We start from the raw sequence: 25,390 nt of genomic DNA on the forward strand, positions 1-25,390 counted from the left end.
GTCCCCGTGCCCGCAGCAGCCCCACCCCTCGAGTCCCGCTTCATCGATGCCCAGGGCCTGGCCCTGCATGTGCGCCATCGCCCCATGGGCGGCGACGGCCCGCCCGCCGTCCTGTTCCTCCACGGCTGGCTGGACCACTCCCACAGCTTCGACCCCGTCCTCCCCCACCTGCCCGAGTGGCGCCTGGTGCTGCTGGACTTCCGGGGCATGGGCCGCAGCGGCCACGTGGGCGGCGGAGGCACGTACCACTTCAGCGACTACGCCCTGGACGTGGAGTCCGCGCTGGACGGGCTGGGCCTGAAGGAGGCGCACCTCGTCGGCCACTCGCTGGGCGGCATCGTCTCCCTGGCCTACGCCGCCGCGCGCCCGGAGCGCGTGAAGAGCGTGTCGCTGATTGAGAGCCTGGGCCCGTCGGGCGGCGCGCCCGCCGCGGCGCTGGAGCGGCTGCGCTCCTTCCTGAACGACTCGCACCGCCCACCCAACCGCAAGCGCTACGCCTCCGTGGAGGACGCCGCCGCCCGCCTGCGGGAGAACAACCCGTCGCTGCCGGAAGCCGCCGCGCTCCTCCTCGCCCGTCACGGCACCGAGCCCTTCGAGGGAGGCGTGGCCTTCACGTTCGACCCGCGCCACCGCCGCCGCTTCGGCATGGCCCATGACGAGGCGCAGTGGCTCGCCGTGCAGTCAGGCGTCACCTGCCCCGTGCAGCTCATCCGCGGCAGCGACGGGCTGGTGCCCGCCGAGGCCGTGCTGAAGCGCCGCCTGGAGGCGCTGCCGACGCTCGCCGGTCCGCCAGTCGTCATCCCCGGCGGCCACCACGTCCACATGGAGCAGCCGGAGGCCGTGGCCGGAGCGCTCGCCCGCTTCATCCGCTGAGCCCCGAAGCGCTTCCAAGAAGGCGGGGAAACTTCTTTCACCCCCCAGGGCAAGCGTGTTCCCTCCTTCCCCCCTGGTGGGTGCCGCACCCCACAACCCCCCGATTTCACGGGGCCTCCCCACGCGCGCGGGTTGGTACGCGATTTGATTGGAGAGCGCGCGGTGGCTCATGCACCGGGCGCGAGGCGGGTGCGTGCGGGGAGAAGGGTGGGGAGCGGAAGATGAGGATGGGGCTGAGGGGGCGTGTGCTCGCACTGGCGTTGCTCGCCACCACCGGGGTGGCATGCCACGAGGGGGATGAGACCCGCGCGGTGCAGGCGACAGCGGTGCTGGACGTGGACGTGCTCGACTTCGGCGAGGTGCCGGTGGGCGAGTGGCGGGAGAAGGAGGTGCGCATCCGGAACGTCGGCTACGTGCCCTTCTTCGCGCTCGAGGCCCTGGGGCTCGCCGGCAACCCCGCCTATGAGGTGGAGCTCGGGGAGGGCGGCGGCAGGGTGATGCCGGGGGACTCGCACCTGGTGCGCGTGCGCTTCCACCCGCTCGAGGAAGGCGCCACCGAGGAGACGGTGCACGTGTCCACGGACGCCAACCAGGGCGCCGAGGCACAGGTGCGCGTCATGGGCCTGGGCACGCCCACGCCCATCGGCGTGGACCCGCCCGTGCTGGACTACGAGACGCTGGAGGTGGAGAGCGAGCGCACGCTGGAGGTCACCGTCACCAACCCGGTGGACCTGCCGCTGACGCTCGTGGTGCAAGGTGACAACCCGGACCCCTTCACCCCGGACACCATCACCATCCCCCCCTTCGCGTCGCAGCGGGTGAGCACGAAGTACCTGCCCCGGACCCTGGGCCGCATGGGCGCCCGCCTGGAAGTCCGCTCGTGCGAGGGCTGCACGCCCTCCGTGGTGGACCTGAAGGGCAACTCCGTGGCCAACGCCTTCGCGTTCGACCCGGCGCCGGTGCCGTTCGACCAGATTCCGGTGCACGAGCGGACGCAGTCGTACACCCGCGCGCGCAACATCACCTGGCGCCCCGTCACCATCTCCAGGCTGGCCACCAGTGACTACGCCTTCCAGCCGCTGTCGAAGCCGGAGGGCACCACCGTGCAGCCGGGCGAGACGGTGGAGGTGAAGATGGAGTTCGCGGCGCGCTTCTCCGGACCCAACGTGGGCGACCTCACCGTGCACTACGACTCCGACAAGGCGCGGCAGTCGCAGGTGATTCTGGACGCGCGCGGCGGCCGGCCCACGCTGGCGGTGACGCCGGTGTCGCTGGACTTCGGTGAGCTGCCGGTGGGCGGCAAGGTGGAGCAGGTCATCCGCATCTCCAACGCGGGCAGCAACGGCAACCTGCGCTTCACCGGCGTGCGCGCGACCGGCGCCAGCGCCCAGTTCAGCGTGGACGTGCCCACCCGGGGCACCCAGCGCTACGCCTGGAGCGGCGGCACCTGGCCCACGCTGGAGGCGGACGGGTTGACCATCGCCCCCGGCAACGACGCGCTGGAGCTGAAGGTCTACTTCGAGCCCAAGGCGGAGGGGAGCTGGCGGGCCACGCTCTACGTCCGCTCGGACGACATGTTCAACCCGGAGCGGCAGATTGTCCTCACCGGCCGGGCGCGCGCCAGCGGCCCCTGCGTCTACGAGTTGCTGCCGCAGCCGGCCCTGGACTTCGGCAACGTGGTGCCCGGACGCGGCGCGGTGCTGGGCTTCTACTTCCGCAACCCGGGCCGCGCCGAGTGCGCGGTGAAGGACATCCACATCTCCAACGACGCGGGCGGCGCGTTCTTCATGCCCGGCGGCCGGCTCACCGGCGGCGTGGTGGTCTACGACACGGCCTTCAGCGCCATGGTGGCCTTCCGGCCTCCAGCGGCGGGCACGTACACCGGCGAGCTGCGGATGACGGTGAACAACCCAGCCGCCCCCACGGTGACGCTGCCCCTGAGGGGCGTGTCGCGGGCAAGCTGCCTGGTGGCGACTCCCTCCTACGTGGACTTCGGCCCCATCCGCTACGACTGCGCCACGGCGCCGCGCAAGACGTACGTCTCCAACCGGTGCAGCGCGCCCATCACCGTGTCCGGCGCGGAGATTGGCAACGGCACCAGCCGCCAGTTCTCCCTGCTGACGTCCATCTCCCAGCCGCGCGTGCTGGCGCCGGGCGAGGGCTTCGAGCTGGAGGTGGGCTACGCGCGCAACGTGCACGGCCAGCACTACAGCCCGCTGTACCTGCGCACCAACAGCGAGCCGGACCCGTTCCTCATCCCGCTCCTCGCGGAGACGAACCACGAGGGCATCCAGGTGGACCGCTACACGCAGGGCACGGACAGCCAGCTCGACGTGCTCTTCGTGGTGTCCAACACCACCACCATGGCCCCGTACCAGGACCGGCTGCAGGCGGCGATTCCGTCCTGGCTCCAGCAGGCGCGAGACAGGGGCGTGGACGTGCGCGTGGGCGTCACCAGCACGGGCCTGGTGGCGCGAGGGGCCCAGTGCGGCGGCGGCGCCAATGGCGGCGAGGCCGGGCGCCTCTTCCCGGTGGACGGAAGCAGGCCGCGGGTCGTCTCCAGCACCAACCCCAACGCGGCCCACCTCATCCAGGACAACCTGGAGGTGGGCCTGTGCCACAACCTGGTGCAGGGCCTGGAGACGATGCGCGCGGCCCTGTCCGCGCCGCTGTCCGAGCAGACGGATGACCCGCGCACCCCGCAGGCCAACGACGGCAACGCGGGCTTCACCCGCGCGGCGGCCCGCATGGCGGTGGTGGTGCTGGCCGACGAGGACGACAACTCGGGCTTCAGCCCGGATAGCTACATCCAGTTCCTCCGGACGCTGAAGGGCACGGGCATGTCACACCGCAGCCAGCTCTACGCGCTGGTGCCCACGGACAACAGCTGCACCACGGCGGGCAACGAGGCGGACCGCTTCACCGGCGTGGCGAGCGGCACGGGCGGAGCGGTGGACTCCATCTGCCGGGCCAGCTACCTGCCGCTCTTGGAGTCGGTCCTCCAGCGCGCCGGGGCCCTGCAGGCGGACTTCCCGCTCACCGCCGCCCCCACCGGCACCGCGGAGATGACGGTGCGGGTCCAGGGCCAGGTGGTGCCGGCGGACCGGTGGACGTATGACGCGGACCGCAACGCCATCATCTTCGGCACGGGGGCCGTCCCCAGCCCCGGCCAGGCGGTGGAGGTCCGCTACCGCAGCGTGTGCCGGGCCCCTCCGCCCGCTCCGTGAGGATTCACCGGCCCGGGGGTTGACAGCGGGGTCCGGGCTGCGCGGGAAATGACGCGCCGCGGGCTTCCTCCCCCGGGCCCGGCGCGGCTATCGTTGCGGTCGACGTGGAAACGTTCGGCCGCTACGAGCTGCTCCGGAGACTCGCCATCGGCGGCATGGGGGCCGTCTATCTCGCCCGGCAGAAGGGCCCCGTGGGCTTCCAGAAGCTGCTGGTGCTCAAGCGGCTGCTGCCCCACCTGTCCGAGGACGACGAGTTCATCCAGATGTTCCTCGACGAGGGGCGCATCGCCGCGCACCTCAACCACCCCAACATCGCGCAGATATACGATTTGGGCGACGTGGACGGGCAGTACTACATCGCCATGGAGTACGTGCACGGCGAGGCGGTGGGCCCCCTGGGCGTGCGGGCCCAGCAGCGCAAGGTGAGCATCCCCCTGGGGCTGAAGTGCCGCATCATCGCGGATGCGGCCGCCGGCCTGGATGCGGCGCACAACGCGCGCAGCCCGTCCGGGCGCAAGCTGGCGCTGATCCACCGGGACGTGTCACCGCAGAACGTGCTGGTGGGCTTCAACGGCGGCGTGAAGCTCATCGACTTCGGGGTGGCCAAGGCGTCCGGGAAGCTGTCCCAGACGATGGTGGGCACCATCAAGGGCAAACACGCGTACATGTCGCCGGAGCAGGCCCGGGGCGAGCCGCTGGACTGCCGCTCGGACGTGTTCGGCCTGGGGACGGTGTTCTACGAGCTGCTGACGCTGACGCGGCTGTTCAAGCGGGACACCGAGTTCGCCACGCTCAAGGCGGTGGTGGGGGCGAAGATTCCCCCGCCGTCCGAGGTGGTGCCGGACATCCCGAAGGCGCTGGACGCGATTGTCTTCAAGGCGCTGGCGCGCAAGCGCGAGGAGCGCTTCTCCACCGCGGGTGAGTTCCAGCTCGCCCTGGAGGAGTTCCTCATGCAGCACAAGCTGCACTCCACCACGGCGCACCTGGCCGCGTTCATGCGCGAGATGTACGCCGAGGAATTGGAGGAGGAGCGCTTCGCCGCCGAGCCCACCGTCATCCACTACGACCCGAAGCTCGCGGCGCGGCTGGCGGCCAGCGCGCCTGCTTCGGAGGCGAAGCCGGCGCGGCAGGGCGGTGCGAGCGGTGGTTCGTCGCCCGGGGCCTCGCCGGTGCCGGCGGCGCACGGCAAGGGGCCGGGGGGTTCGTCCGCGTCCGCCTCGCCGGTGCCGCCCGCCCAGGGCAGGAGTGCCGGCGGCGCGGCCCGGAGCGCGGGGGGTGGCTCTTCCGCCTCGGCCGCGCCCGTGCCCTCCTCGCAGGGCCGGAGCCCGGGGAGTGGCTCGCCGGCACCGGGCAGCCACTCCTCCCCGTCCGCTTCGCCGCTACCGCCCTCACCGGCACAGGGCCGGGGTGCGGCCATGAGCAAGGCGCCGGCGGCCCCCGCCCCGAGGCCCGCTCCGAAGCCGGCACCGCGAGCGGCGCCGGGGGACGTTGCCCCGGCCCGGCGCGTGCCTCCGCGAGGCAACGGCGGCCACGGAGATGGCGAGCCGTAGCTCCGAGCCTTCCGCCGCGCGACAGGACACCCGCTGAAGCGCCGGAGGGGCCTGACGGAATGCCGTGTGTCCCTCCGGTTCAACGGGCATCCGGAGCCGTCAGAAGCTCTTCCCGTCGACCTTCATCACCTTGATGCTCTCGAGGTCGACGCCGTCGAGGCAGCGCACGTTGACGGCGACCATCTGCCTGCCATCCGGCGTGGTGCCCTTCCCGAAGGAGCGCACGCCACACGTGGAGCAGAACAGGTGGTGGATGACCTTCTTGTTGAACTGGTAGTCGGTAAGGTCCTTCTCCCCGGAGCGCAGGGTGAAGTTCTCCACCGGGACGAAGCCCAGCATCGTCCCCGTCTTGGAGCAGATGGAGCAGTTGCACGACACCACGGGCTGGGACAGGTCCAGCTTCACGGAGTACCGCACCTTGCCGCAGTGACAGCCACCCTCGTACGTCTTGAGCTCGGTCATGCGCGCATCCTGCCGCCGGCCCCCCCCGGAGTGCATTGTAGAAACGCGACAGGTGCCGGCTACAGGCTCGCCAGCGCCACGCGGTACAGCGCGCGGTAGCCCATGCGCGGCGCGGCCTCGAAGCGGTCCGCGTTGAAGATGTCCTTCAGCAGGGCCAGGCCCTCCGCGGACGACTGCAACGCCAAGAGCGACGTCTCCAGCGTGCGCACCAGCTCCGGCTGCAGGCCCATGGCCACCGGCACCCCGTCATTCGGGGCCTCGTCCGTGTACGCAATCAGCTCGAAGCGGCGCCCCGCGCCCGCGCCCAGCACGTCCTCCACACCCGTGGAGTACGTCAGGCCCGTGGAGGCCGGCGGGCAGAAGACGCTCGCCACGTCCGCCTTGCCGTCCAGCACCGCCTCCAGCACGCCCCGGTACGAGCCCGTGAAGTGCTGCGCGAAGAAGGCCCGCGAGGGCTCCAGCCCCTGCGTCTTGAGGTAGGCCGTGGGCAACAGGTAGCCCGCCACCGAATCGCGGTCCACCCACGCCGCCGTGGTGCCCTTGAGCCGGTCCAGCGTCAGCCCCGAGCCCGCCCGGCCCACCAGGGCCGCCCGGTACGAGGACATGCCCCGGCGCACCCCTCGCACCACCACCCGCACGCCCATGGCTTCCATGCGCGCACAGACGAAGGGCGGCGCCCAGGCCGCGTCGGCCCGCCCGGACAGGAGGTCCTTGGCGAGCGTCTCGTAGCTGGGCGCCACGCTCACCTCCACCAGCTTGCCCAGCGCCCGCTGGAGAAAGGCCGCGAGCCGCTCCGCGCGCTCCCGCGCCGTCTCATTCCCCAGCGAAGGAGGCAACCCGAAGCGGAACGAGTGCCGGGGGCCGGATGGGACTTGTAGGGTCATTCAGCCGTATTAACTACCCCTCCCTGCCCAGTCGCGCCACTTCGTCGTCAGCCAGCCCGAAGGTGGCCTGGAGCATATCGAGGATTCTCTGCTCCGCCGGGCTCGGCTCCCCCGCCGCGTGGGCAATCTTCGTGGCCAGCCGGAAGGCCTTCACCCGCTGCACGTGGGTGGTGAGCCCGTGGGCCAGCACCTGGAGCCGCTGCGGCAGCCCCTCGGCGGCCAGCGCCGACACCGACTCGCTGACGAAGCTCTGCGCACGCTCCGGGCTGACGTTCTCGAAGAGCGGGTCCGCCGCGAAGCTCTCCACCAGCGCCCGGGCCTCGGCCTCCTTCAGGTGGCCGTCCGCCGCGCTCACCAGAACCATGACTTCCGCGAAAAGCCGCTCCAGCGGCTCGCCCAGCGCCTCCGCCAGGCTGCCGCCGTTCTCGATGACGTCGATGATTTGGGCCACCTCGTCCTCGGAGATGCCCAGCGCGGCCTGGAACGTCTTCAGGAGGCCCAGCTCGTTGCGCGTGGCCCGCTGGTCCGCAAGGGCCACCGCCGCCGCCAGCCCGAAGGCCAGCATCCGGTTCTTGTGGTCCGGCAGGCGGCGCCGCAGCGAGGCCAGCACCTCCTCCAAATCCTTCGCCTCGGACAGCCGCGCGGCGCTGGTCTCCACCAGGGCGTTGAGCTCGTCCGGCTTCGTGCCCTCGAACTCCGGCCGCTCCAGCACGCGGCTGAGCAGCGTCTGCATCTCCCGCTGCGAGACGCGGCCGTCGGCCATCGCCGCCAGCAGCATCGCCTCCACCAATGCGCCGTTGCGCTCCTTGCGCGCTTTTACTGCCTGCTCTCGAGCCATGGGCTGGCGCTCCCTTGCGTGTCCTTCGAATCGTTCGTCGGTGCCCCGTCTTCCCGCGCGTTCAGCGGGTCGGGGTTGAGCGTCTTGTCCAGCAGGTGCGTCGGCCGCACGTTCATCATCGCGTTGAGCACGCTCTGACGGACGTTCGGAATCTCCTTGCCCAGCTCCTCCATCAGCCGCTGCATGCGCTTGCGCTGCAGGTTCTCCTGCGAGCCGCACAAGTCACAGGGGATGATGGGGAACTGCATCAACTCCGCGAACTTCGCGATGTCCTTCTCCGGCGCGTAGCACAGCGGCCGGATGACCACGTTGCGCCCGTCGTCGCTGCGCAGCAGCGGCGGCATCGCCTTGAGGGAGCCGGCGAAGAACAGGTTGAGCAGCAGCGTGTGGATGAGGTCGTCGCGGTGGTGGCCCAGGGCAATCTTGGTGCAGCCCAGCTCCACCGCCGCCGTATAGAGGACGCCGCGGCGCATCCGCGAGCACACCGAGCACTGCGTCTTCCCGGGAGGCGTCTTCTCCAGGACGATGCTGTAGGTGTCCTCCTTCAGCATCTTGTAGGCGTAGCCCTCGCGCTGGAAGTACGACTCCAGCTTGTCCGCCGGGAAGCCGGGGTGGCCCTGGTCCAGGTTCACCGCCAGCAACTCGAATTTCACAGGCGCCCGCCGCTGCAGCTCCCGCAGCAGGTGCAGCATCGTGTAGGAGTCCTTGCCCCCGGACACACCCACCATGATGCGGTCCCCCGCCTCGATGAGGCGGTGGTCCGCGATGGCCCGGCCCATGTGGCCAAGCAGACTCTTTTCCAGGCGCTGGACGTCATTCATCGGCGTGGCCATCCTAGCGGCGGCCCGGGAAAAAACACCTCAAAGGGAAGGCCCGGTCCGCTAGCCTGCCCAGCCCGATGCCGACCTACCCGCAGGGTGCCGTGGACGTGGTGGATGCCGCTGGGGCGCAGAGCGCCACTCGCAAGCTGGAAGAGGCTCGCGAGCTGGCGGTGGACCTGGAGGCGGACTCCATGCACGCCTTCCGCGCCCGGCTGTGCTTCCTCCAGCTCGCCACCGATACCGACGTCTTCCTCTTCGACACGCTCCAGCCCGGCGTGGACGCGCGCCTGCTCGCCCCGCTGATGGCGGACCCGGCGCGCACCAAGTTCTTCCATGCCGCCCAGGGCGACCTGCAGTTCCTCGCCGAGGCCGGCGTGCGGGTGCAGGGCCTCTTCGACACCCACCGGGCGGCCACGCTGCTCGGCTGGCCCAAGGTGGGCCTGGCCGACGTGGCCCGCGAGCGGCTGGGGGTGGAGCTTCCGAAGGAGCACCAGCAGTCCGACTTCTCCATCCGCCCGCTGCCGCCGGGCATGCGCGACTACATCGCCAACGACGTGCGCTACCTCACCGAGCTGGGCCGCCAGGTGCGCGAGGCGTGCCGCGAGGCCGGCATCCTGGAGGAGGTGCTCCTGGACTGCACGCGCCTGTGTGACGAGGCGGTGGCGCGGCCGGACGTGGGCGCGGACTTCAAGCCCAAGCTGCCTCGCGCCGGGCTGTCCCCCGCCCAGGTGACGCTGGCCAACGCCGTGGCCCACGCGCTGCACCGCAAGCGGCTGGAGTGGGCGGAGAAGGAGAACGTCCCCATGGGGCGGATGCTCTCCAACATGGCGCTGGGAGACATCGCCGTGAAGCTGCCCGCCAACCCGCGCGAGCTGGCGCGCATGGCCGGGGTGCGGGGCTCCTTCGTGCGGACGTACGGCGACGCGGTGCTCGCCGTCGTGCGCGAGCATGTGGAGAAGGCGCGCCGGGGCGAGCTGGAGCCGGAGCGGGAGCAGAAGGGTCCCCGCGACGCGAACCGGCGCAAGCGCGAGGACGCCCTCAAGCAGTTCCGGGTGGAGAAGGCCACCGAGCGCAAGGTGACGCCCAGCGTGGTGCTGCCCAACCCCGTCCTGGACGTGCTGGCCTCCCAGCCTCCCAAGAGCCTGGAGGAGCTGGCCGCGGTGCCCTACTTCGGAGAGAAACGGCTCCAGCTCTACGGGCCGGCGCTCATCGAGCTGCTCGCGCAGTACCCGGTGCTCAACAGCTGACACGGGGAGTGACACTCCCACCGCAATCTTCTCGCGCGCGAGAGGACGAGTCCGGCGTGCCTCGCGCGCGTCAGGGGTGACACCCGCGAGGAACGCTGTCGCGGCGGCGGCGCGGGTGGTGGAATGCCCGCCACTCGTGGGCCGTCCCGGCTCGCGAGCGGAGAGCTTCCCGATGCGGTTCGGACACCTCGGCTCGGCCACGTGGTTCCTGCTGGCGCTCACCCTCGCGAGCTGCGCGGGCACGCGACGGGAGGCGCCCTCCCCCACGGCCGCCCCTCCCGCGAGCGAGGCCAGCGGACAGGCCGCACCCGCCGATGACGAGGCGCGCGTCCTCACGCCTCCCGGACTGCGGCTGGACGCGCGCGCACGGCCCACCCGGCAGACGGTGACGCTGGAGCTGGACCCGCGGCAGGAGGCGTTCCGCGGCACGACGGACGTGGAGCTCTCCCTGCCCGAGGCCACCCGGGAGCTGTGGCTCCATGCCGAGGAGCTGTCCGTGGAGGACGCCGTCCTCGTCCTGGGCGGCGGCGGGCGCGTGCGCGTCTCCGCGCTGCCCCTGGGAGACCTCCTCGCCCTCGTGTCCGAGCAGCCGGTGGGCCCCGGCACCGTCACGCTGCGCGTGGAGTACACGGGCCGCGCGCCCACGCAGGAGAACTCCGGCATCTTCCGCGAGGAGGAGGACGGGCGCTGGTACGCGATGACGCAGTTCGAGCCGCTGTACGCGCGGCGCGCCTTCCCCTGCTTCGACGAGCCCTCCTTCAAGATTCCCTGGCAGCTCACCCTGCGCGTGCGCGCGGAGGATGGCGCCTTCTCCAACTCGCCGGTGGAGGCCGAGGAGCGCGGCACGGACGGCTGGAAGACGGTGCGCTTCCAGCCCACGCCGCCGCTGCCCTCGTACCTCGTGGCCTTCGCGGTGGGCCCGTTCGAGGTGGTGGACGCGGGCACCGCGGGCCGGAACCACGTGCCGGTGCGCATGGTGGTGCCGCACGGCCGCGCCGCCGAGGCCACGTGGGCCGCGCGAGTCACGCCGCCGCTGCTGGAGCGGATGGAGGCCTGGTTCGGCACGCCCTACCCCTACTCGAAGCTGGACGTGCTCGCCCTGGCCGGCGCGCAGGGCGGCGCCATGGAGCACCCGGGCCTCATCACCTTCGGCGCGCAGGCGATGCTGGGCCCGGTGGAGGGGGACTCGGTGTGGCGCCAGCGCTACTTCGCGGAGACGCAGGCGCACGAGCTGGCGCACCAGTGGTTCGGCAACCTCGTCACCATGGCGTGGTGGGACGACCTGTGGCTCAACGAGTCCTTCGCGGACTGGCTCGCCTACAAGGTGGTGACGCAGTGGAAGCCCGAGTGGCGCTGGGACGTGCGCCGGGTGGAGGCGCGCGGACACGCCATGGAAGAGGACCGGCTGGTCAACGCGCGCAGCATCCGCCAGCCGATTGAGTCCCCCGGCGACATCAACAGCGCCTTCGACGGAATCACCTACGGCAAGGGCGCCGCGGTGCTGGCCATGTTCGAGTCCTGGGTGGGCCCGGACGCCTTCCAGCAGGGCGTGCGCCACTACCTGGAGGCGCACGCGCGTGGCACCGCCACCACCGCTGACTTCTTCCGCGCCCTCTCCGCCGCCACGGGCCGGGACGTGGCGCCGGCCTTCTCCACCTTCCTGGACCAGCCCGGCGTGCCGCGTGTGGCCATGGAGCTGCAATGCCCCGCGGGCGCGCCGCCCCGGCTCGCGCTGGAGCAGCGGCGCTACCTGCCGCTGGGCTCGCCCGGCATGAAGGACGGGGACGGCTCTCGCCCCTGGCAGGTGCCCGTGTGCGTGCGCTACGGCGCCGGAGGGAAGGAAGGGCGCGCCTGCACGGTGCTCACCGGCGCCTCCGGCACACTGGTGCTGGAGGAGGCGAAGGGCTGCCCGGACTGGCTGCACCCCAACGCGGACGGGCGCGGCTACTACCACGCGCTCCTGCGCGGAGACGGACTGGAGCGGCTGTCGCGCCGGGGCGGCAAGGGGCTCAGCGTCCCCGAGCGCCGCGTGCTGATGGACGACGCACAGGCGCTGGTGGCCAGTGGAGACCTGGACGTGGCCCAGGCGCTGACGCTGACCACGCGGCTGTTGCGGCCGGAGGACCCGGACCTGGTGGAGGGCGCGGTGGGCGTGGTGGGCAGCGTGCGCGACGAGTTCGTGCCGGACACGCTCCAGCCCCACCGGGCGCGCTTCGTGCGGAGCCTCTTCGGCGGCCTCGCGCGCAGGCTGGGCTTCGTGTCCCGCCCGGGCGAGAGCGAGGACCTGCGCATGCTGCGCCCCCTGCTGGTGTGGATGGTGGCGGACGTGGGCCAGGACCCCGCCCTGCGCACCCAGGCCCGCCAGCTCGCCCTGCGCTGGCTGGAGGACCGGAGCACGCTGCCGCTGGACGCGGCGCATGCCGTGCTCGGCACCGCCGGGGCCTCGGGTGACGCCGCCCTGCACCAGCGCCTGCGCGAGGCCCTGCGCACCGCGTCCCAGGGCCGCGAGCGCGAGCTCATCTACACCGCGCTGGGCGCCTTCCGGGAGCCCACGCTCGCGCGCGCCAGCCTGGAATTGCTGCTGGCGCCGGACGTGGACGCGCGCGAGGCGCTGCCCATCCTCTTCGGCCAGCTCTACGGCCCCACCACCCGCGCGGGCGCCTTCGACTTCCTGCGCGAGCACTTCCAGCTCCTGCTCCAGCGGCTGCCTCGCGACACCGCCGCGTGGCTGCTCAACACCGGCGGCGCCTTCTGCGACGCCGGGGACCGCCAGCGCGTGGCCGGCTTCTTCGCGCCCCACGCGGCTCGAATCGAGGGCGGCGAGCGCGTGCTGGCGCAGGCGCTGGAGCGCGTGGACCTGTGCATCGCCCAGCGCGAGGCGCTGCGCCCCGGACTGGAGCGCTTCCTCGGCCGGTACTGAATCAGCGCTTGCGCGCCAGCATCATCCCGTCGCGCACCGTCAGCAGCACCTGCTCCACGCGAGGGTCCGCCGCCACCTTCGCGTTGAAGGTGACAATCGCGTGGTCATCCGTCGCCTCCGGCTGCAACACGCGGCCGGACCAGAGCACGTTGTCCGCGACCACCAGCCCGCCCGGACGCAGCAGCGGCAGCACCGCATCCCAGTACGCGCCGTAGCTCCCCTTGTCCGCGTCGATGAAGGCGAGGTCGAACGGCCCCTCCAGCGTCTTCAGCGTCTCCAGCGCGGGCCCCAGGCGAAGCTGAATCTTCCGCCCGTGGGGACTGCGCGCGAAGAAGGAGCGCGCCACCTCGGCGGCCTTGGGGTTGATGTCGCAGGTGACGAGCTCGCCGTCATCCGGCAGCCCCTCCGCCATCATCAGCGCCGAGTATCCGGTGAATGTCCCGATTTCGAGGACTCGCCGGGCCCCGGAGAGCGCGACGAGGAAGCGCAGGAAGGTGCCCTCCACGCGCCCCACCTGCATCTGGGGTGAGGCCATCTGCGCATAGGTGATTTCCCGGAGCTCCTCGAAGAGCGGCGCGGGTGCCGTGGTGTGCGCGTGCGCGTACTCCTCGATTTCCGGCGGTACGAGGGTGAGCTTTGGCATGGCCCACCGTTTAACACGTCCGTTGAGGCACCTCACTTCGGGTTGCCGTCCGGAACGGCGTGCATAGCTTTGTCGCCGCTTCGGAGGTGCGCGCCATGCTGGGAGCCAGAGTGGGCGGTGCTCGCGCGGATATCGTCCGATGCATCGCCGCGAGCCTTCAGTGCCAGGCCTCGTGCGAGGAAGGCATGGCGCGAATGGTGGCTCGCGGACAGCCCGTGGGCTGCGAGGAGGTGCGCCTGCTCCGGCAATGTGCGGAGCTCTGCGAGCTGAACGTGCGCGCCCTGAAGAAGGAGAGCCGGCTGGCCCGCCGCACCGCGAGCCTGTGCTTCGAGCTGGGCAACCGGGTGGCCCGCACCGCGTGGCTGGACGCGGAGGACGCGGCCTCGTACGCGCTCGCCAGGGACGCGCTGCAGCTCGCCCGCGCGTGCCGGCCGCTGCTGTTCGCCTGCTGACAGTCAGGGCTTGTCAGCAGCGCCGTCTTTCCGGGAGATAGGCCTCCGAGGTCTCCCGTGACGAACGCCTTCCTCATCGGCCCCACCGTGTACCTGCGCCCGCTGGAGCGCGAGGACGCGCCCCGGCTGGCCGGCTATCTCAACAACCCCGCGGTGCGCCGCACGCTGGCCACCTACCGGCCCATCACCGTGGCGCAGGAGCAGGCGCGGCTCGAGGCGCTGACGAGCAGCGACCAGGACGTGGCGCTCGGCGTGGTGCTCCGGGACGGGGACATCCTGCTCGGCGTCACCGGGCTGCACCGGCTGGACTTCCGCAGCCATCAAGCCGAGTTCGGCCTCTTCATCGGCGACTCGACCCACTGGGGCAAGGGGCTGGGCACCGAGACCACGCGGCTGATGCTGGACTACGGCTTCGGCACGCTGAACCTGAACAAGGTGTGGCTCCAGGTCTACGGGCACCACACCTCGGCCCAGCGCGTGTACGAGAAGGCCGGCTTCCGCCGCGAGGGCGTGCAGCGCGAGCAGTACTTCGTGGAGGGGCGCTACGTGGACGGTATCCTGATGGGCATCCTCCGCGCGGAGTGGACACCCCTGCTGCCGGAGCTGCGCGAGGTGGCGAAGGAGGCCTCCTCGCGCCAGAACCGAGGGCCCTACAACGTGACGCCGTAGAGCGCGCCGTACTTCGACTTCAGGTACGCCAGGAAGTCGGTGTCCGAGAGGCCGTGCCCCGTCACCCCGCGCACCAGCTCCTCCGCGGGCAGGCGGAAGCCCTGGCTGTGGACGTGGGTGCGCAGCCAGTCGCGAAGGGGCAGCAGCTCGCCCCGGCGCAGGTGGCCGGTGAGGTCCGGCAGCGCGCGCTCGGCGGCGCGGTAGAGGGACGCCGCGTAGAGGTTGCCCAGCGAGTACGTGGGGAAGTAGCCCAGCTCGCCCCAGGCCCAGTGGATGTCCTGGAGCACGCCGCGCGTGTCGTCGGGTGGAGTGATTCCCAGGTACTTCTCCATCCGCGCGTTCCAGGCGGCGGGCAGGTCCTCCAGCGGCAGCTCGTCGCGCACCAGGAGCAGCTCCAGCTCGTAACGCAGGACGATGTGGAGGTTGTACGTCACCTCGTCCGACTCGATGCGGATGAGCGAGGGGCTCACCTCGTTGACGGCCATGTGGAAGCCGTCCAGGTCCACGCCGGCCAGCGCCTCCGGGAAGGCGGCGCGCAGCGCGGGGAAGTAGTGCTCCCAGAAGGGCCGGCTCCGGCCGACGATGTTCTCCCACAGCCGGGACTGGGACTCGTGCAGGCCCATGGAGGGCGCCGAGGCCAGGGGCGTGCGGTAGTGCTCGGGCGCGAAGCCCTGCTCGTACAGGCCGTGGCCCGCCTCGTGGATGGTGCTGAAGATGGCGGGCAGCGGAGTGGACTCGTCCACGTGCGTGGTGAGGCGCACGTCCAGCGGGTGCGTGCCTCCCGTGAAGGGGTGGATGCTGAGGTCCTGCCGGCCCGCCTCCAGGTCGAAGCCCATGTCCTTGAGCAGCCGCAGCGTGAAGGCCCACTGCGCGTCCTTGTCGTACCGCCGCCCGTCGAAGAGGCGGGGCACCTCGCGCCGCGCCCCGGCGAGCTTGCCCACCATGGGGATGAGGTGCTCGCGCAGCGCGGTCAGCACGGGGGTGAGCCGCTCCACGCGCATGCCGGGCTCGTGGCCCTCCAGCAGCGCGTCATAGCGCTCGCCGCCATGGCCGTAGGCGTCGGCCTGCTCGCGGCGCAGCTCCAGCAGGCGCCTCAGGGCGGGCTGGAAGAGGGCGAAGCGGCGCTCCTTGCGCGCCTCGCGCCAGGCGTGGAGCGCCCGGCTCTGGGCCTCGGCCAGGGCCTTCACCAGGTCCGAGGGCACGCGCACCTCGCGCTCCCGGTCGCGGGAGAGCACGCGCACCATGGCGCGCTCGTCCTCGGAGAGGTCCTGCGTGGAGGCCTTCGCCAGGGCCTCGCCCAGCCGGGGGTCCACCAGGCGCTCGTGGTGCAGCCCCTGGAGCGTGGAGAGCTGATGGGCCCGCGCGGGGCCCGCCTTGGCGGGGAGGTACGTCTCCTGGTCCCAGGTGGCCAGGCCGATGAGTCCTTGGAGGTCGCGAAGCTCCTGCATTCGGGAGAGCAGCCAGGTGTCCATGCCCGGGATTCTTAGCGCGCTTCGTGGCGGTCCTTCACGGGAGACGTACTCGGGGGTATGAGGGCTGCGCGATGGCCAACGTCCTCAAATTCTTCATGTCGCCCGACGATGAAGTCGCCTTCTTCCGCTTCCTGGAGCGCTACCCGCTGGAGGTGTACCCCCGGCGCGTCCCCGAGGACTGGGAGACCTTCCGCGCCACCCTGGAGAACATCCCCCGGCTCCCGCCGGAGGACCTCTACATGGTGGCCACCGACATCGGCGCCGCCATCGTGGACAAGGTGAAGCGCGGGCCGGACAAGGGCCACTGGCGCATCGACGAGGTGCGCTCGCCCGTCATCTTCATGGAGCGCTCGCGCCCCAACGAGGAGGGCGAATTGCTCAACGGCCAGCTCTGGGCGGAGCTGGACATCACCGCGCAGACGGGCCGGAAGAACGCGGCACCGGACAGGTTCCGGCGCCTGTTCATGGAGATTGAGGAGTTCGTGAAGAAGACCTACCGCAAGGGCGAGCCCAAGGGCTTCTTCGTCGGCCCCAAGGCCGCGCGCCTCTACAAGGAGGGGCTCGTCCTGCGCGATTCCGCCTTCCGCGGCGGCACGGTGGCTCCCTACAAGTAGGAGCCACCGCCGTCACCGGGGACTAGGAGCCGGTGGCCGCCTCGGCCACCTTGCGGAGCATGGGCGCCTCGGAGAGGAACTTCAGCTCCGGGTGCTTGTCCTCGGCGTGCTGGAGCGCCCAGTCGTCGCGGAAGAGCACCAGGGGCAGTCCGTCCCGGTCCTGCACCGTCTGACGGTTGCCCTCCCAGTCGAACGACTTGGGGTCGAAGTTGGGCCCCACCACCCAGCGCGCGTGGCTGAAGGGCAGCCGGTCCAGGGCAATCTTCGCCCCGTACTCGTGCTCCAGCCGGTACTGCAGCACCTCGAACTGGAGCGCGCCGACCACGCCCACGATGGGGTCCTTCATGCCCATGTGGAGCTGCTGGAAGATCTGGACCGTGCCCTCCTCGGAGAGCTGCTCCAGCCCCTTCTCCATCTGCTTGCGGCGCAGCGGGTCCTTGGAGCGCACCACGGCGAAGTGCTCCGGGCTGAAGCGCGGCACGCCCTCGAACTCCACCTCGTTGCCCTCCGCCAGCGTGTCGCCGATGCGGTACTGCCCCGGGTCGAACAGGCCGATGACGTCCCCGGGCCACGCGTCTTCAATCGCCGTGCGCTCGGCGGCCATGAACTGGCTCGGCTTCGCGAGGCGCACTTCCTTGCCCAGGCGCGAGTGGAAGGCGCTCATGCCCTTCACGTAGCGGCCGCTCACCACGCGCATGAAGGCGATGCGGTCGCGGTGCGCCGGGTCCATGTTCGCCTGAATCTTGAAGACGAAGCCCGCGAACTTGGGATTGGTCGGCTCGCGCGGGCCCTTCGTCGTGGGCCGCGAGGTGGGCGCCGGCGCCAGGTCCAGGAAGGCATCCAGGAACGGGCGCACGCCGAAGTTCGTCATGGCGCTGCCGAAGAACATGGGCGACAGCTGCCCGGAGTCGCACTTCTCGCGGGTGAACTCGTCGCCGCCGATGTCCAGCAGCTCGATGTCGCCGTGCAGCTTCGCCAGCTCCGCCTCGGTGAGGACGGTCTTGATTTCGTCCGAGTCGATGGACACCGAGCGCTCGGCCACCTCCGACTCGCCGTGGGAGCCCTCGGCGGAGAAGACGTGGACGACGCGGGCCTGCCGGTCATAGACGCCCCGGAAGTCCGGCCCCATGCCGATGGGCCAGTTCATCGGATAGGAGCGGATGCCGAGCACCTGCTCCAGCTCGTCCATCAGGTCCAGCGGCTCGCGGCCGTACCGGTCCAGCTTGTTGACGAAGGTGAAGATGGGGATGCCGCGCATGCGGCAGACCTTGAAGAGCTTCTTCGTCTGGGGCTCCACGCCCTTGGCCGCGTCGATGAGCATCACCGCCGAGTCCGCCGCCGCGAGGGTGCGGTAGGTGTCCTCGGAGAAGTCCTGGTGGCCCGGGGTGTCGAGCAGGTTCACCGCGTGGTCGCGGTAGGCGAACTGGAGCACGGACGAGGTGACGGAGATTCCACGCTCCTTCTCCAGCTCCATCCAGTCGCTGGTGGCGTGCCGCCGCGCCCGCTTGGCCTTCACGCTGCCGGCCAGGTGGATGGCGCCGCCGTAGAGCAGCAGCTTCTCCGTGAGCGTGGTCTTACCCGCGTCGGGGTGGGAGATGATGGCGAAGGTGCGCCGCCGGGCGACCTCCCTGTCGAGCTCGTTCGTCATGACCCGGGGCCAACTATCACGGGCGGTCTTTCCTTGCAGCCCGCAACGAGCGCCGGGCGGTCAGGCCGGACCCCGGACGGCTCGGCGGGGGCCTTCCGCTCCCCTTCCCCACCCGCCCTGGAGCCTCAGCCGAGCAGCTTCCGCTTGGCGGCGGTGAACTCCTCGGCGGTGAGGTGGCCGCGCTCCCGGAGGACGGCCAGCCGCTCCAGCTCGGAGGCCAGGGTGGGAGCGGAGGAGGCCGTGGGCTGGCTCGCCTCCTGGTCCGCGGTGAGCAGGGCGTTGCTCAGGCTGGAGGCCACCATGCCAATGAGGCCAATGCCCATCAGCATCAGCACCGTGGCGCAGACACGCGCCAGGCCCGTCTGCGGGGTGATGTCGCCGTAGCCCACGGTGGTGGCGGTGACGATGGCCCACCAGACCGCGTCCGGGAACTGAGACAGGCTGGGGTTGGTGTGCCGCTCCAGCACCCACACCACGGTGGCCATCCCCATCACCACCGCGAAGGCCACGAGCAGCGTGTGGCCCAGCTTGTAGCGGTTGAACAGCGCATCCAGCACGGTGAGGGTGCGCATGCGGCGGTACGCTGTGAGCAGCCGCAGCAGGCGCAGCAGCCGCGTCAGGCGCAGGAGCTGGGCGGCGCGCAGCAGGCTGAGGCCCTCCGCGTACAGGGGCACCAGGCCGGGCAGCTCGTACCAGTGGCGGCGCAGGAAGTCCCCGCGGTCCTTCGCCCGCGACAGCCCCCAGAGGAAGTCGCCAAGGAAGATGAGGACGAAGCCCAGGTCGATGGCGGCGAGCACCTGGAAGCGAGGGTCCGGCCACTGCAGTCCCTCCAGCTCCACGTAGAAGATGGGGCCCAGGCTCGCGAGGGCCAGCACCATCATCACGAAGTCCCGCAGGGCGGGTGCGCGGGACTCGGTGGCCCGCGCTTCCTCTTCCGTGACGGGTCTTGCCTCCACTACCTGGGAAACGACTTCCTCGGGTCTCATCGGCCCGGCACGGTAGCGCTCCGTCGCATCGGCTGGGAATCCCGCAGCGGGAGGGCCACCCGGGGAGCGGACGGGCGTCGGGATGTGCCCTGGCCAGAGGGCAGACGGCGGACGGCGGAATGGAGCCTCCATTCCACCCGGCGCGCCCCGGGTCACCCGTGAGCCCCACCCGGCCTGAGCGCAGGTGGCGGAACGGAACGTCCATTCCACCCACAGCGCCCCGCACCACCGCGAAGCTCCCCCAGCCAGAGGGCAGTCGGCGGAACGGAACGTCCATTCCACCCACAGCGCCCCGCACCACCGCGAAGCTCCCCCAGCCAGAGGGCAGTCGGCGGAATGGAATGTCCGTTCCGCACGGCACGCCCTGGGTCACCCCGCGAGGCCCGCCCAGCCAGAGGGCAGACGGCGGAATGGAATGTCCGTTCCACACGGCGCGCCCTGGGTCACCCCGCGAGGCCCGCCCGGCCAGAGGGCAGGCGGCGGAATGGAATGTCCGTTCCACACGGCGCGCCCCGGGTCACCCGTGAGCCCCACCCGGCCGGAGGGCAGGCGATGGAATGGAACGTCCGTTCCGCCGGCCGCCCACCGTGCCCTCCTGGACGCCCTGCTCCGCGCCCGGTGTGCCAGGTCCGGGGCTGGACGTCGCCACTCCGTCGCCCCACCTTCACGGTAGTCATGGGCGTGGAGTGGAAGGACAACATCGACATCGCCGACGCGCTGGAGCGTGTGGCGGACCTGCTGGAGGCACAGGACGCGATGCCGTTCCGGGTGAGCGCCTACCGGAAGGCGGCGAACACCATCGCGACCTGGCCCAGGCCGGTAGTGGAGGTGTTCACCTCGGAGGGTGAGGCGGGGCTGCGCAAGCTGCCGGGGGTGGGCAAGAGCATCGCGGCGGCGGTGGCGGAGTTCGTGCGGACGGGCCACCTGGGCCTGCTCGACAGGCTGGAGTCAGAGTCCTCGCCCGAGCAGCTCCTCGCCAGCGTGCCCGGCATCGGCCCGGAGCTGGCGCGGCGCATCCACGAGGAGCTGGGGGTGCGGACGCTGGAGGAACTGGAGCAGGCGGCGCACGACGGGAGGCTGGAGCAGGTGGAGGGCTTCGGCCCCCGGCGCGGGCAACAGGTGCGGGAGCTGCTCGCCTCGAGGCTGACGCGGAGCCGGCGTGCGGCCGCGCGGCTGCATGCGGCGCCGGACAGCGGGGAGCAGCCGGAGATTGGACTGCTGCTCCAGGTGGACGAGGAGTACCGGCGGCGCGCGGCGGCGGGAGAGCTGCGGACGATTGCGCCGCGCCGGTTCAATCCCTCGGGAGAGGCGTGGCTTCCGGTGCTGCGCCGCAAGGTGGACGGCTGGAACATCCGGGCGCTCTTCTCCAACACGGCGCTGGCGCACCAGCAGGGCACCACGCGGGACTGGGTGGTCCTCTACTTCGACAAGGAGGACGAGGAGGGCCAGTGCACCGTCGTCACCGCGCACGGTGGTCCGCTCGACGGCAGGCGCGTGGTGCGCGGCCGGGAGGTGGAGTGCCTCGCGTACTACGGCGTGGAGGCCGAGGAAGCCGAGGCGCCCCAGCCCGGGGCCTGAAACAGCGGCCCCCTGCGCACGAGGCCCGGGACACCCCAGGCCCCGCGCGTGACACGACTCAGTCGTACGCCGCGATGTAGTCGAAGATGGCGGCGTAGAACTCCGGCTCGTCGAAGGTATCCGGGCCCACGCCCACCACGTCCAGGTGGTCCTGCGAGATGACGCTGGACATGGACGTCATCTGCGCGCTGGTGGGCGCGTTGAGGCTCGTGACGGCCGCGATGGACGTGTCGGTGCTCACCGAGTCGAACCCGAACGTGGACTCGGAGTAGCGCAGCCGGTAGCCCATCTGCTGCGAGTTGATGCCCACCAGGCCGTCGTCATCCGCCTCGTTGCGGATGCCGTCGCCGCAGCCGCCCGCGCCGTCGTTGTCGCCGTCCCCCGCGCAGTACCCATCACCGTCGATGTCGAAGAGGAACTCGCTCAGCAGGTACAGCGCCGGATTCACGTTGAGGCCATTCTGCGCGGTGATGAGCGACACGTACCGCCCCGCGTACGTGCTGCTCACCGGGTACTTGTCGTTGTACGCCTTCATGCCCGTGGTGGCGCCGTCGGCCGACGAGTAGTCGTTGTAGACGAGCTGCTTGGCGCCCGCGTACGCGTCATTGCCCGGCGCGTAGACGATGTCGCCGTAGTACTTCGCCAGCGCGGCCACCACGCTGGTGACACCCGGCTTCAGGTCCAGGATGTACTTGGCCACCGGCGAGCCCCGGTGCGGAGAGGACACGCTCACCAGCACCGCCACCGACGTGACGCCCCGCCGCTCGCGCAGCACCCGCGCCGCCTTGCGCGCGTCGATGCCGCCCTGCGAGTGGCCGATGAGGTTCACCTTCGACGCGCCCGAGGTCGCCATGAAGCCCTCGATGTCGTTCGCCAGGTCCAGCCCCCGCACCTCCGAGGACTGGAACGGCGCCACCTGCGCCACGAAGGAGCGCTGCCCCGAGTCGATGTCCTCGTTGCAGTCCACCTCGAGGAATGCGTCGCACGCGTCGCCCACGAACATGCCGTAGTCGTCGCCCCAGTAGTCATAACCGAGGATGTCGTCGAACCCGGCCATGCCATGCGCGAACACCACCGGGTACGTCGTCCGCGCCGCGCCCGCATGGGCCTCGGGTCCAAGCCCGAGCACTCCCGTGCACACTGCTGCCACGAAGACTGCGTGAAGCCTCCTCATCACCGGCTCCTTCCTTCAACTGCTGGGGGGGATTCGTCACGCTACTCCCGTGATTCACCGGGAGAGCAGAGAGAGCCTAAATCAGTTGACATTTGAATCAACCGAGTCACCCCGACCCCTGGAGTAGGGCCCACCCCGGTGCGGAAGGGACACCGGGGCGGGAGGCGAGACGCTCAGTTGGCGGGCGTGTACCGCTCGGTGGCTGCCAGGGAGCCGCTGGAGCCCTGGCCGCCGGTGACGAGCACGTTGCCGGAGGTCAGCCGCGCCACGCCGGCGTACGTCAGGGGCGTGGAGAGCGAGCCGCCGGGGGTCCACATCCCCGTGCCCGGGTCGAACACCTCGGAGGAGTCCTGGATGCCGACGGAGGAGCCGCCGTCTCCCGCCAGCACCAGCACCCGGCCGGAGGGCAGCAGCGACGCCATGGGCCCGTAGCGGGCCGCGGACATGGACGCCACCACGGTCCACGTGCCGGTGGCCGGGTCATACAGCTCGGCGGAGGCGAGCGCGCCGCGCGCCCCCCAGCCGCCCGCCACCAGCACCTTGCCGGAGGGCAGCAACACCGCCGCGTGCCCGTAGCGAGTGACCGACATGGCGCCCGTGGAAGTCCACGTGCCCGTGGCCGGGTCATACAGCTCCGCCGTGGCGGTGTCGCCCTCGGGCGTGGTGCCGCCGGCCACCAGCAACTTGCCGGTGGCCAGCAGCGTGGCGCTGTGGAAGAGGCGCCGCTTGCTCATGCTCCCCGTGGCGCGCCACGTGCCGGTGGCCACGTCATACAGCTCGGCGGTGGCGAGGATGCCGGTGTAGCTGGAGCTCAACCGGCCGCCCACCACCAGCACCTGCCCCGTCGACTCCAGCAGCGTGGCGGTGTGGCGCGAGCGCGTCGTGGCCAGCGCGCCCGTGGCCGTCCAGGTGCGGGTGGCCGCGTCATACAGCTCGGCGGAGGACAGGAAGGAGGAGGAGCTGGACTGGCCACCCGCCACCAGCACCCTGCCGGAGGGCAGCACCGTGGCGCTGTGCAGGTAGCGTGGAGTGAGGAGCGTGCCCGCCTCCGTCCAGGCGCCCGCCGCCTCGTCGTAGAGCTCCGCGCCCTGCAGCGCGCTGCTGCCCGTGGCCGTGCCCCCCGCCACCAGCAACCTGCCGGAGCCCAGGGCCGTCGCCGTGTGGTGGTAGCGGGCCGCCGTCATGGGGGCCGCGGGGAGCCAGGGCGGAGTGGACGGCACGTAGCGCTCGGCCGTGGCGGAGTCCGGTTCCCCGTCCGCGCCACCACCCGCGACGAGCACCTCGCCCGTGCTCAGGAGCGCGGCGACATGGCCGAACCGGCTGCTGCTCATGGGCCACCGCGTGAACCACCGGTTGCTGGTCGGCTCGTACAGCTCCACGCTCTGGAGATACGTGTCACCGCCGTCGGTGCCGCCGGTGATGAGCACCTCGCCCGAGTGCATCAGCGTGGCGGTGTGGTTCGCCCGCTCCGCCAGCAGGAGGCTCGTGGTGGGCGCCCACGTGTTCGTGGCCGGCTCGTACAGCTCGGAGCTCCGCGTCGCGGTGATGTCGTCGACCTGGCCGCCCGCCACCAGCACCTTGCCCGTCATCAGCAGCGTGGCCGAGTGGCCGGAGCGCACGGTGCCCATCGGCGCCGCGGCCGTCCACGTGCCCTTGGCCGGGTCATACAGCTCCGCGGTCCGGAGGAACTCGCCATGCGGACCGCTCCGGCCGCCCGTCACCAGCACCTGGCCGGACGGCAGCAGCGTGGCGGCGTGCCCCACGCGGGGCACGGAGAGGTCTCCCGTCACCGTCCAGCTTCCCGTGGCCGCGTCGTAGAGCCGGGCGCTCCTCAGCGCCTCGCCCTGGCCGTTGTCACCGCCCACCACCAGCACCAGCCCGGAGCTCAGCAGCGTCGCGGTGTGGCCGGAGCGCAGCGAGTCCAGGCTGCCCGTGGCCGTCCAGGTGTGGTTGGACGGGTCATACAGCTCGGCGGTGCCGGTGGACGCGGCGGAGGAGTCGCCACCCACGGCGAGCACCTTCCCGGACGGCAGCAGCGTCGCGGTGTGGCGGCGCCGGATGGTCACCATGGTGCCCGCGCTGGACCAGCGCCGCGCCTTCGCGTCGTACAGCTCCGCGCTCAGCGACGACTGGCCGCCGGCCACCAGCACCGCGCCCGAGCGCAACACCGTCACGCTGTGGTCCACGCGCTTCGTCGTCATGCTGGGGGCGGTCGCCCAGGGGGCGCTCTCGCCTTCGCCCAGCCACGAGGCCTGCGTGTCCGGGGCCTCCTGATTCAGCGCTTCTGCAAAATCCTCGTGTGAGCAGCCCGCCAGGGCGAGGGTCAACACGAGCACGGCCATGGGGCCGGACCCGGGATTTCTGAACATGGGGGGAGTCCTCTTTCTGACTCTGAGGGGGGGTTGAAGCGGCCTTTACCCCAGCCGGAGCCCCCGAGGCCATCTCACCCGCCAATACTGAACACTCACGTCCTACCGTGGGGCCGGGGCCACCCACCTCCTGGCAGGCTGGCGGACAGGCAGCGTGCTAGCTGCTGGCGGACGTGTAGTGACCGATGGAGTGCAGCCACACCCGCCGCGCCAGCCACGCGAAGACGACCGCGCCCACCACGGCGCCGGCGAGCGCGTGGAGCGGAAGCCGCCCCAGCATGGCCTCCGCGGGGAAGGTGGTCATCAGCGCCAGGGGGATGACGTACGTGAAGACGAGCGTCAGCGCGCCCTTCGCCACGCCCTTGAACACCGAGGACGGCCAGCGCGCGAAGTCGAAGATGGACGTGAAGAGGTACGTGAGGTTGTCCACGCGCACGACGTAGAAGGCGGCGCTCACCGTCAATATCCACAGCGAGTAGAGCAAGAGCGTGCTGGTGCCCAGCAGCAGCACCGACGACAGCAGCCCCGGCACCGAGGGCCACCGGCCCAGCCGCGAGAAGGCGTAGACGAACAGCCCCAGCCCGGTGAGCACGTTGAAGGCGCGCCAGGGCAGGAAGCGCTGGGTGGACACCAGGAACTGCGCGTCCGCGGGCTTGAGCAGCACGAAGTCCAGCGTGCCCTTGCGGATGTGCTCCACCACGCCGGTGAGGCTGGGGTTGATGGCGCCCTCGAGGATGCCTTGCAGCAGCGTGAACCAGCCCACCACCAGCAGCGCCTCGCCGAAGCTCCACCCCTCCACGACGGGCCGCTCACCGTAGACGACGAACAGCGGCGCCAGCGCGGTGAAGGTCCAGAAGAGGGACGTGAGCCCCTCGGTGAAGAAGTCCGCGCGGTACTGCACCGCCAGCAGGCCGGACGCCTTGAGCTGGATGCCCAGCAGTCTCAGGTAGCGCCGCACCATGC

General features: G+C 71.3%; 20 protein-coding genes. 9 read left to right on the top strand and 11 right to left on the bottom strand.

Features of this window, described 5'->3' with window-relative positions:
* The first annotated feature begins 6 nt into the window (after positions 1-6).
* From K8638_RS31815 to K8638_RS31825, 3 genes are all read left to right on the top strand, one after another.
* Complete coding sequence (locus K8638_RS31815) at positions 7-873, top strand: alpha/beta fold hydrolase (RefSeq protein WP_223758444.1); 867 nt, start codon at positions 7-9, stop codon at positions 871-873.
* Positions 874-1,094: 221 nt separating this feature from the next.
* Entirely contained in the window at positions 1,095-4,100 is a 3,006-nt protein-coding gene (locus tag K8638_RS31820; RefSeq protein WP_223758445.1) for a choice-of-anchor D domain-containing protein, read from the top strand.
* Between the two features lie 104 nt (positions 4,101-4,204).
* Positions 4,205-5,650, top strand: coding sequence for a serine/threonine-protein kinase (locus K8638_RS31825; protein ID WP_223758446.1), 1,446 nt, complete (start codon positions 4,205-4,207; stop codon positions 5,648-5,650).
* Positions 5,651-5,749: 99 nt separating this feature from the next.
* Here K8638_RS31825 and K8638_RS31830 read toward each other — a convergent pair whose 3' ends face one another.
* Genes K8638_RS31830 through ttcA form a run of 4 tightly spaced genes read right to left on the bottom strand, consistent with a single transcriptional unit; the run spans position 5,750 to position 8,667 of the window.
* Positions 5,750-6,112 carry a GFA family protein gene (locus tag K8638_RS31830; RefSeq protein ID WP_223758447.1) on the bottom strand — a complete coding sequence of 121 codons (363 nt, stop codon included), beginning with the start codon at positions 6,110-6,112 and terminating at the stop codon, positions 5,750-5,752.
* Positions 6,113-6,171: 59 nt separating this feature from the next.
* Positions 6,172-6,996 (bottom strand): phosphate/phosphite/phosphonate ABC transporter substrate-binding protein, encoded by an 825-nt coding sequence (locus tag K8638_RS31835; RefSeq protein ID WP_223758448.1) that lies wholly within the window; start codon positions 6,994-6,996, stop codon positions 6,172-6,174.
* Positions 6,997-7,009: 13 nt separating this feature from the next.
* Positions 7,010-7,834: a tellurite resistance TerB family protein gene (locus K8638_RS31840; RefSeq protein WP_223758449.1), complete on the bottom strand. Its 825-nt coding sequence runs from the start codon at positions 7,832-7,834 to the stop codon at positions 7,010-7,012.
* On the bottom strand, positions 7,813-8,667 hold the full coding sequence (gene ttcA / locus K8638_RS31845) for a tRNA 2-thiocytidine(32) synthetase TtcA (RefSeq protein ID WP_223758450.1): 855 nt from the start codon (positions 8,665-8,667) through the stop codon (positions 7,813-7,815). The genes K8638_RS31840 and ttcA overlap by 22 nt, the downstream gene beginning before the upstream one ends.
* Positions 8,668-8,732: 65 nt before the next feature.
* Here ttcA and K8638_RS31850 point away from each other — a divergent pair, with 65 nt between their 5' ends.
* Positions 8,733-9,902 carry a ribonuclease D gene (locus K8638_RS31850; RefSeq protein WP_223758451.1) on the top strand — a complete coding sequence of 390 codons (1,170 nt, stop codon included), beginning with the start codon at positions 8,733-8,735 and terminating at the stop codon, positions 9,900-9,902.
* A gap of 172 nt (positions 9,903-10,074) precedes the next feature.
* The gene (locus K8638_RS31855) at positions 10,075-12,822 is read left to right on the top strand and encodes a M1 family metallopeptidase (protein ID WP_223758452.1); all 2,748 of its coding nucleotides are present in this window, start codon (positions 10,075-10,077) and stop codon (positions 12,820-12,822) included.
* A gap of 1 nt (position 12,823) precedes the next feature.
* Here K8638_RS31855 and K8638_RS31860 read toward each other — a convergent pair whose 3' ends face one another.
* Positions 12,824-13,465, bottom strand: a complete 642-nt coding sequence (locus tag K8638_RS31860; RefSeq protein ID WP_223758453.1) for an O-methyltransferase — start codon at positions 13,463-13,465, stop codon at positions 12,824-12,826.
* Positions 13,466-13,560: 95 nt separating this feature from the next.
* Here K8638_RS31860 and K8638_RS31865 point away from each other — a divergent pair, with 95 nt between their 5' ends.
* Positions 13,561-13,917, top strand: coding sequence for a hypothetical protein (locus K8638_RS31865; protein WP_223758454.1), 357 nt, complete (start codon positions 13,561-13,563; stop codon positions 13,915-13,917).
* A 57-nt stretch (positions 13,918-13,974) separates the two neighbouring features.
* Positions 13,975-14,586, top strand: coding sequence for a GNAT family N-acetyltransferase (locus K8638_RS31870; protein ID WP_223758455.1), 612 nt, complete (start codon positions 13,975-13,977; stop codon positions 14,584-14,586).
* Here K8638_RS31870 and K8638_RS31875 read toward each other — a convergent pair.
* A complete protein-coding gene (locus K8638_RS31875) occupies positions 14,568-16,058 on the bottom strand; it encodes a carboxypeptidase M32 (RefSeq protein ID WP_223758456.1) in 1,491 nt (496 codons plus the stop codon). The two genes, K8638_RS31870 and K8638_RS31875, sit on opposite strands and share 19 nt — an antisense overlap.
* 71 nt (positions 16,059-16,129) lie before the next feature.
* On the opposite strand from K8638_RS31875, the gene K8638_RS31880 reads away from it, so the two are divergent.
* Positions 16,130-16,672 carry a hypothetical protein gene (locus K8638_RS31880; protein ID WP_223758457.1) on the top strand — a complete coding sequence of 181 codons (543 nt, stop codon included), beginning with the start codon at positions 16,130-16,132 and terminating at the stop codon, positions 16,670-16,672.
* Positions 16,673-16,694: 22 nt separating this feature from the next.
* Here the strand turns inward: K8638_RS31880 and K8638_RS31885 are convergent, their stop codons facing one another.
* Positions 16,695-18,320: a peptide chain release factor 3 gene (locus tag K8638_RS31885; RefSeq protein WP_223758458.1), complete on the bottom strand. Its 1,626-nt coding sequence runs from the start codon at positions 18,318-18,320 to the stop codon at positions 16,695-16,697.
* 125 nt (positions 18,321-18,445) lie between these two features.
* Positions 18,446-19,276: an ion transporter gene (locus K8638_RS31890; protein WP_223758459.1), complete on the bottom strand. Its 831-nt coding sequence runs from the start codon at positions 19,274-19,276 to the stop codon at positions 18,446-18,448.
* A gap of 705 nt (positions 19,277-19,981) precedes the next feature.
* Between K8638_RS31890 and K8638_RS31895 the strand changes: the two genes are divergently transcribed.
* Positions 19,982-20,884 carry a helix-hairpin-helix domain-containing protein gene (locus K8638_RS31895; protein ID WP_223758460.1) on the top strand — a complete coding sequence of 301 codons (903 nt, stop codon included), beginning with the start codon at positions 19,982-19,984 and terminating at the stop codon, positions 20,882-20,884.
* Between the two features lie 58 nt (positions 20,885-20,942).
* On the opposite strand, the gene K8638_RS31900 is transcribed toward K8638_RS31895, so the two are convergent.
* The 3 genes from K8638_RS31900 to K8638_RS31910 all read right to left on the bottom strand — a co-directional run bounded on the left by K8638_RS31900 (position 20,943) and on the right by K8638_RS31910 (position 25,388).
* Positions 20,943-22,058, bottom strand: coding sequence for a triacylglycerol lipase (locus tag K8638_RS31900; RefSeq protein WP_223758461.1), 1,116 nt, complete (start codon positions 22,056-22,058; stop codon positions 20,943-20,945).
* Positions 22,059-22,231: 173 nt separating this feature from the next.
* A complete protein-coding gene (locus K8638_RS31905; RefSeq protein WP_223758462.1) occupies positions 22,232-24,427 on the bottom strand; it encodes a kelch repeat-containing protein in 2,196 nt (731 codons plus the stop codon).
* Between the two features lie 157 nt (positions 24,428-24,584).
* Positions 24,585-25,388, bottom strand: a complete 804-nt coding sequence (locus K8638_RS31910; RefSeq protein ID WP_223758463.1) for an ABC transporter permease — start codon at positions 25,386-25,388, stop codon at positions 24,585-24,587.
* Positions 25,389-25,390: the final 2 nt, after the last annotated feature.

It is taken from the genome of Myxococcus sp. RHSTA-1-4 (genome assembly GCF_020037125.1).
Taxonomy (GTDB): Bacteria; Myxococcota; Myxococcia; order Myxococcales; family Myxococcaceae; genus Myxococcus.

What these genes read in the sequence shown, in the direction of transcription:
- K8638_RS31865 (WP_223758454.1), top strand. Translation starts at nt 13,561, where the DNA reads ATGCTGGGAGCCAGAGTGGGCGGTGCTCGCGCGGATATCGTCCGATGC.
- K8638_RS31875 (WP_223758456.1), bottom strand. Translation starts at nt 16,058, where the DNA reads ATGGACACCTGGCTGCTCTCCCGAATGCAGGAGCTTCGCGACCTCCAA.
- K8638_RS31895 (WP_223758460.1), top strand. Translation starts at nt 19,982, where the DNA reads ATGGGCGTGGAGTGGAAGGACAACATCGACATCGCCGACGCGCTGGAG.
- K8638_RS31830 (WP_223758447.1), bottom strand. Translation starts at nt 6,112, where the DNA reads ATGACCGAGCTCAAGACGTACGAGGGTGGCTGTCACTGCGGCAAGGTG.
- K8638_RS31860 (WP_223758453.1), bottom strand. Translation starts at nt 13,465, where the DNA reads ATGCCAAAGCTCACCCTCGTACCGCCGGAAATCGAGGAGTACGCGCAC.
- K8638_RS31885 (WP_223758458.1), bottom strand. Translation starts at nt 18,320, where the DNA reads ATGACGAACGAGCTCGACAGGGAGGTCGCCCGGCGGCGCACCTTCGCC.
- K8638_RS31905 (WP_223758462.1), bottom strand. Translation starts at nt 24,427, where the DNA reads ATGTTCAGAAATCCCGGGTCCGGCCCCATGGCCGTGCTCGTGTTGACC.
- K8638_RS31850 (WP_223758451.1), top strand. Translation starts at nt 8,733, where the DNA reads ATGCCGACCTACCCGCAGGGTGCCGTGGACGTGGTGGATGCCGCTGGG.
- K8638_RS31835 (WP_223758448.1), bottom strand. Translation starts at nt 6,996, where the DNA reads ATGACCCTACAAGTCCCATCCGGCCCCCGGCACTCGTTCCGCTTCGGG.
- K8638_RS31900 (WP_223758461.1), bottom strand. Translation starts at nt 22,058, where the DNA reads ATGAGGAGGCTTCACGCAGTCTTCGTGGCAGCAGTGTGCACGGGAGTG.
- K8638_RS31840 (WP_223758449.1), bottom strand. Translation starts at nt 7,834, where the DNA reads ATGGCTCGAGAGCAGGCAGTAAAAGCGCGCAAGGAGCGCAACGGCGCA.
- K8638_RS31910 (WP_223758463.1), bottom strand. Translation starts at nt 25,388, where the DNA reads ATGGTGCGGCGCTACCTGAGACTGCTGGGCATCCAGCTCAAGGCGTCC.
- K8638_RS31880 (WP_223758457.1), top strand. Translation starts at nt 16,130, where the DNA reads ATGGCCAACGTCCTCAAATTCTTCATGTCGCCCGACGATGAAGTCGCC.
- ttcA (WP_223758450.1), bottom strand. Translation starts at nt 8,667, where the DNA reads ATGGCCACGCCGATGAATGACGTCCAGCGCCTGGAAAAGAGTCTGCTT.
- K8638_RS31820 (WP_223758445.1), top strand. Translation starts at nt 1,095, where the DNA reads ATGAGGATGGGGCTGAGGGGGCGTGTGCTCGCACTGGCGTTGCTCGCC.
- K8638_RS31855 (WP_223758452.1), top strand. Translation starts at nt 10,075, where the DNA reads ATGCGGTTCGGACACCTCGGCTCGGCCACGTGGTTCCTGCTGGCGCTC.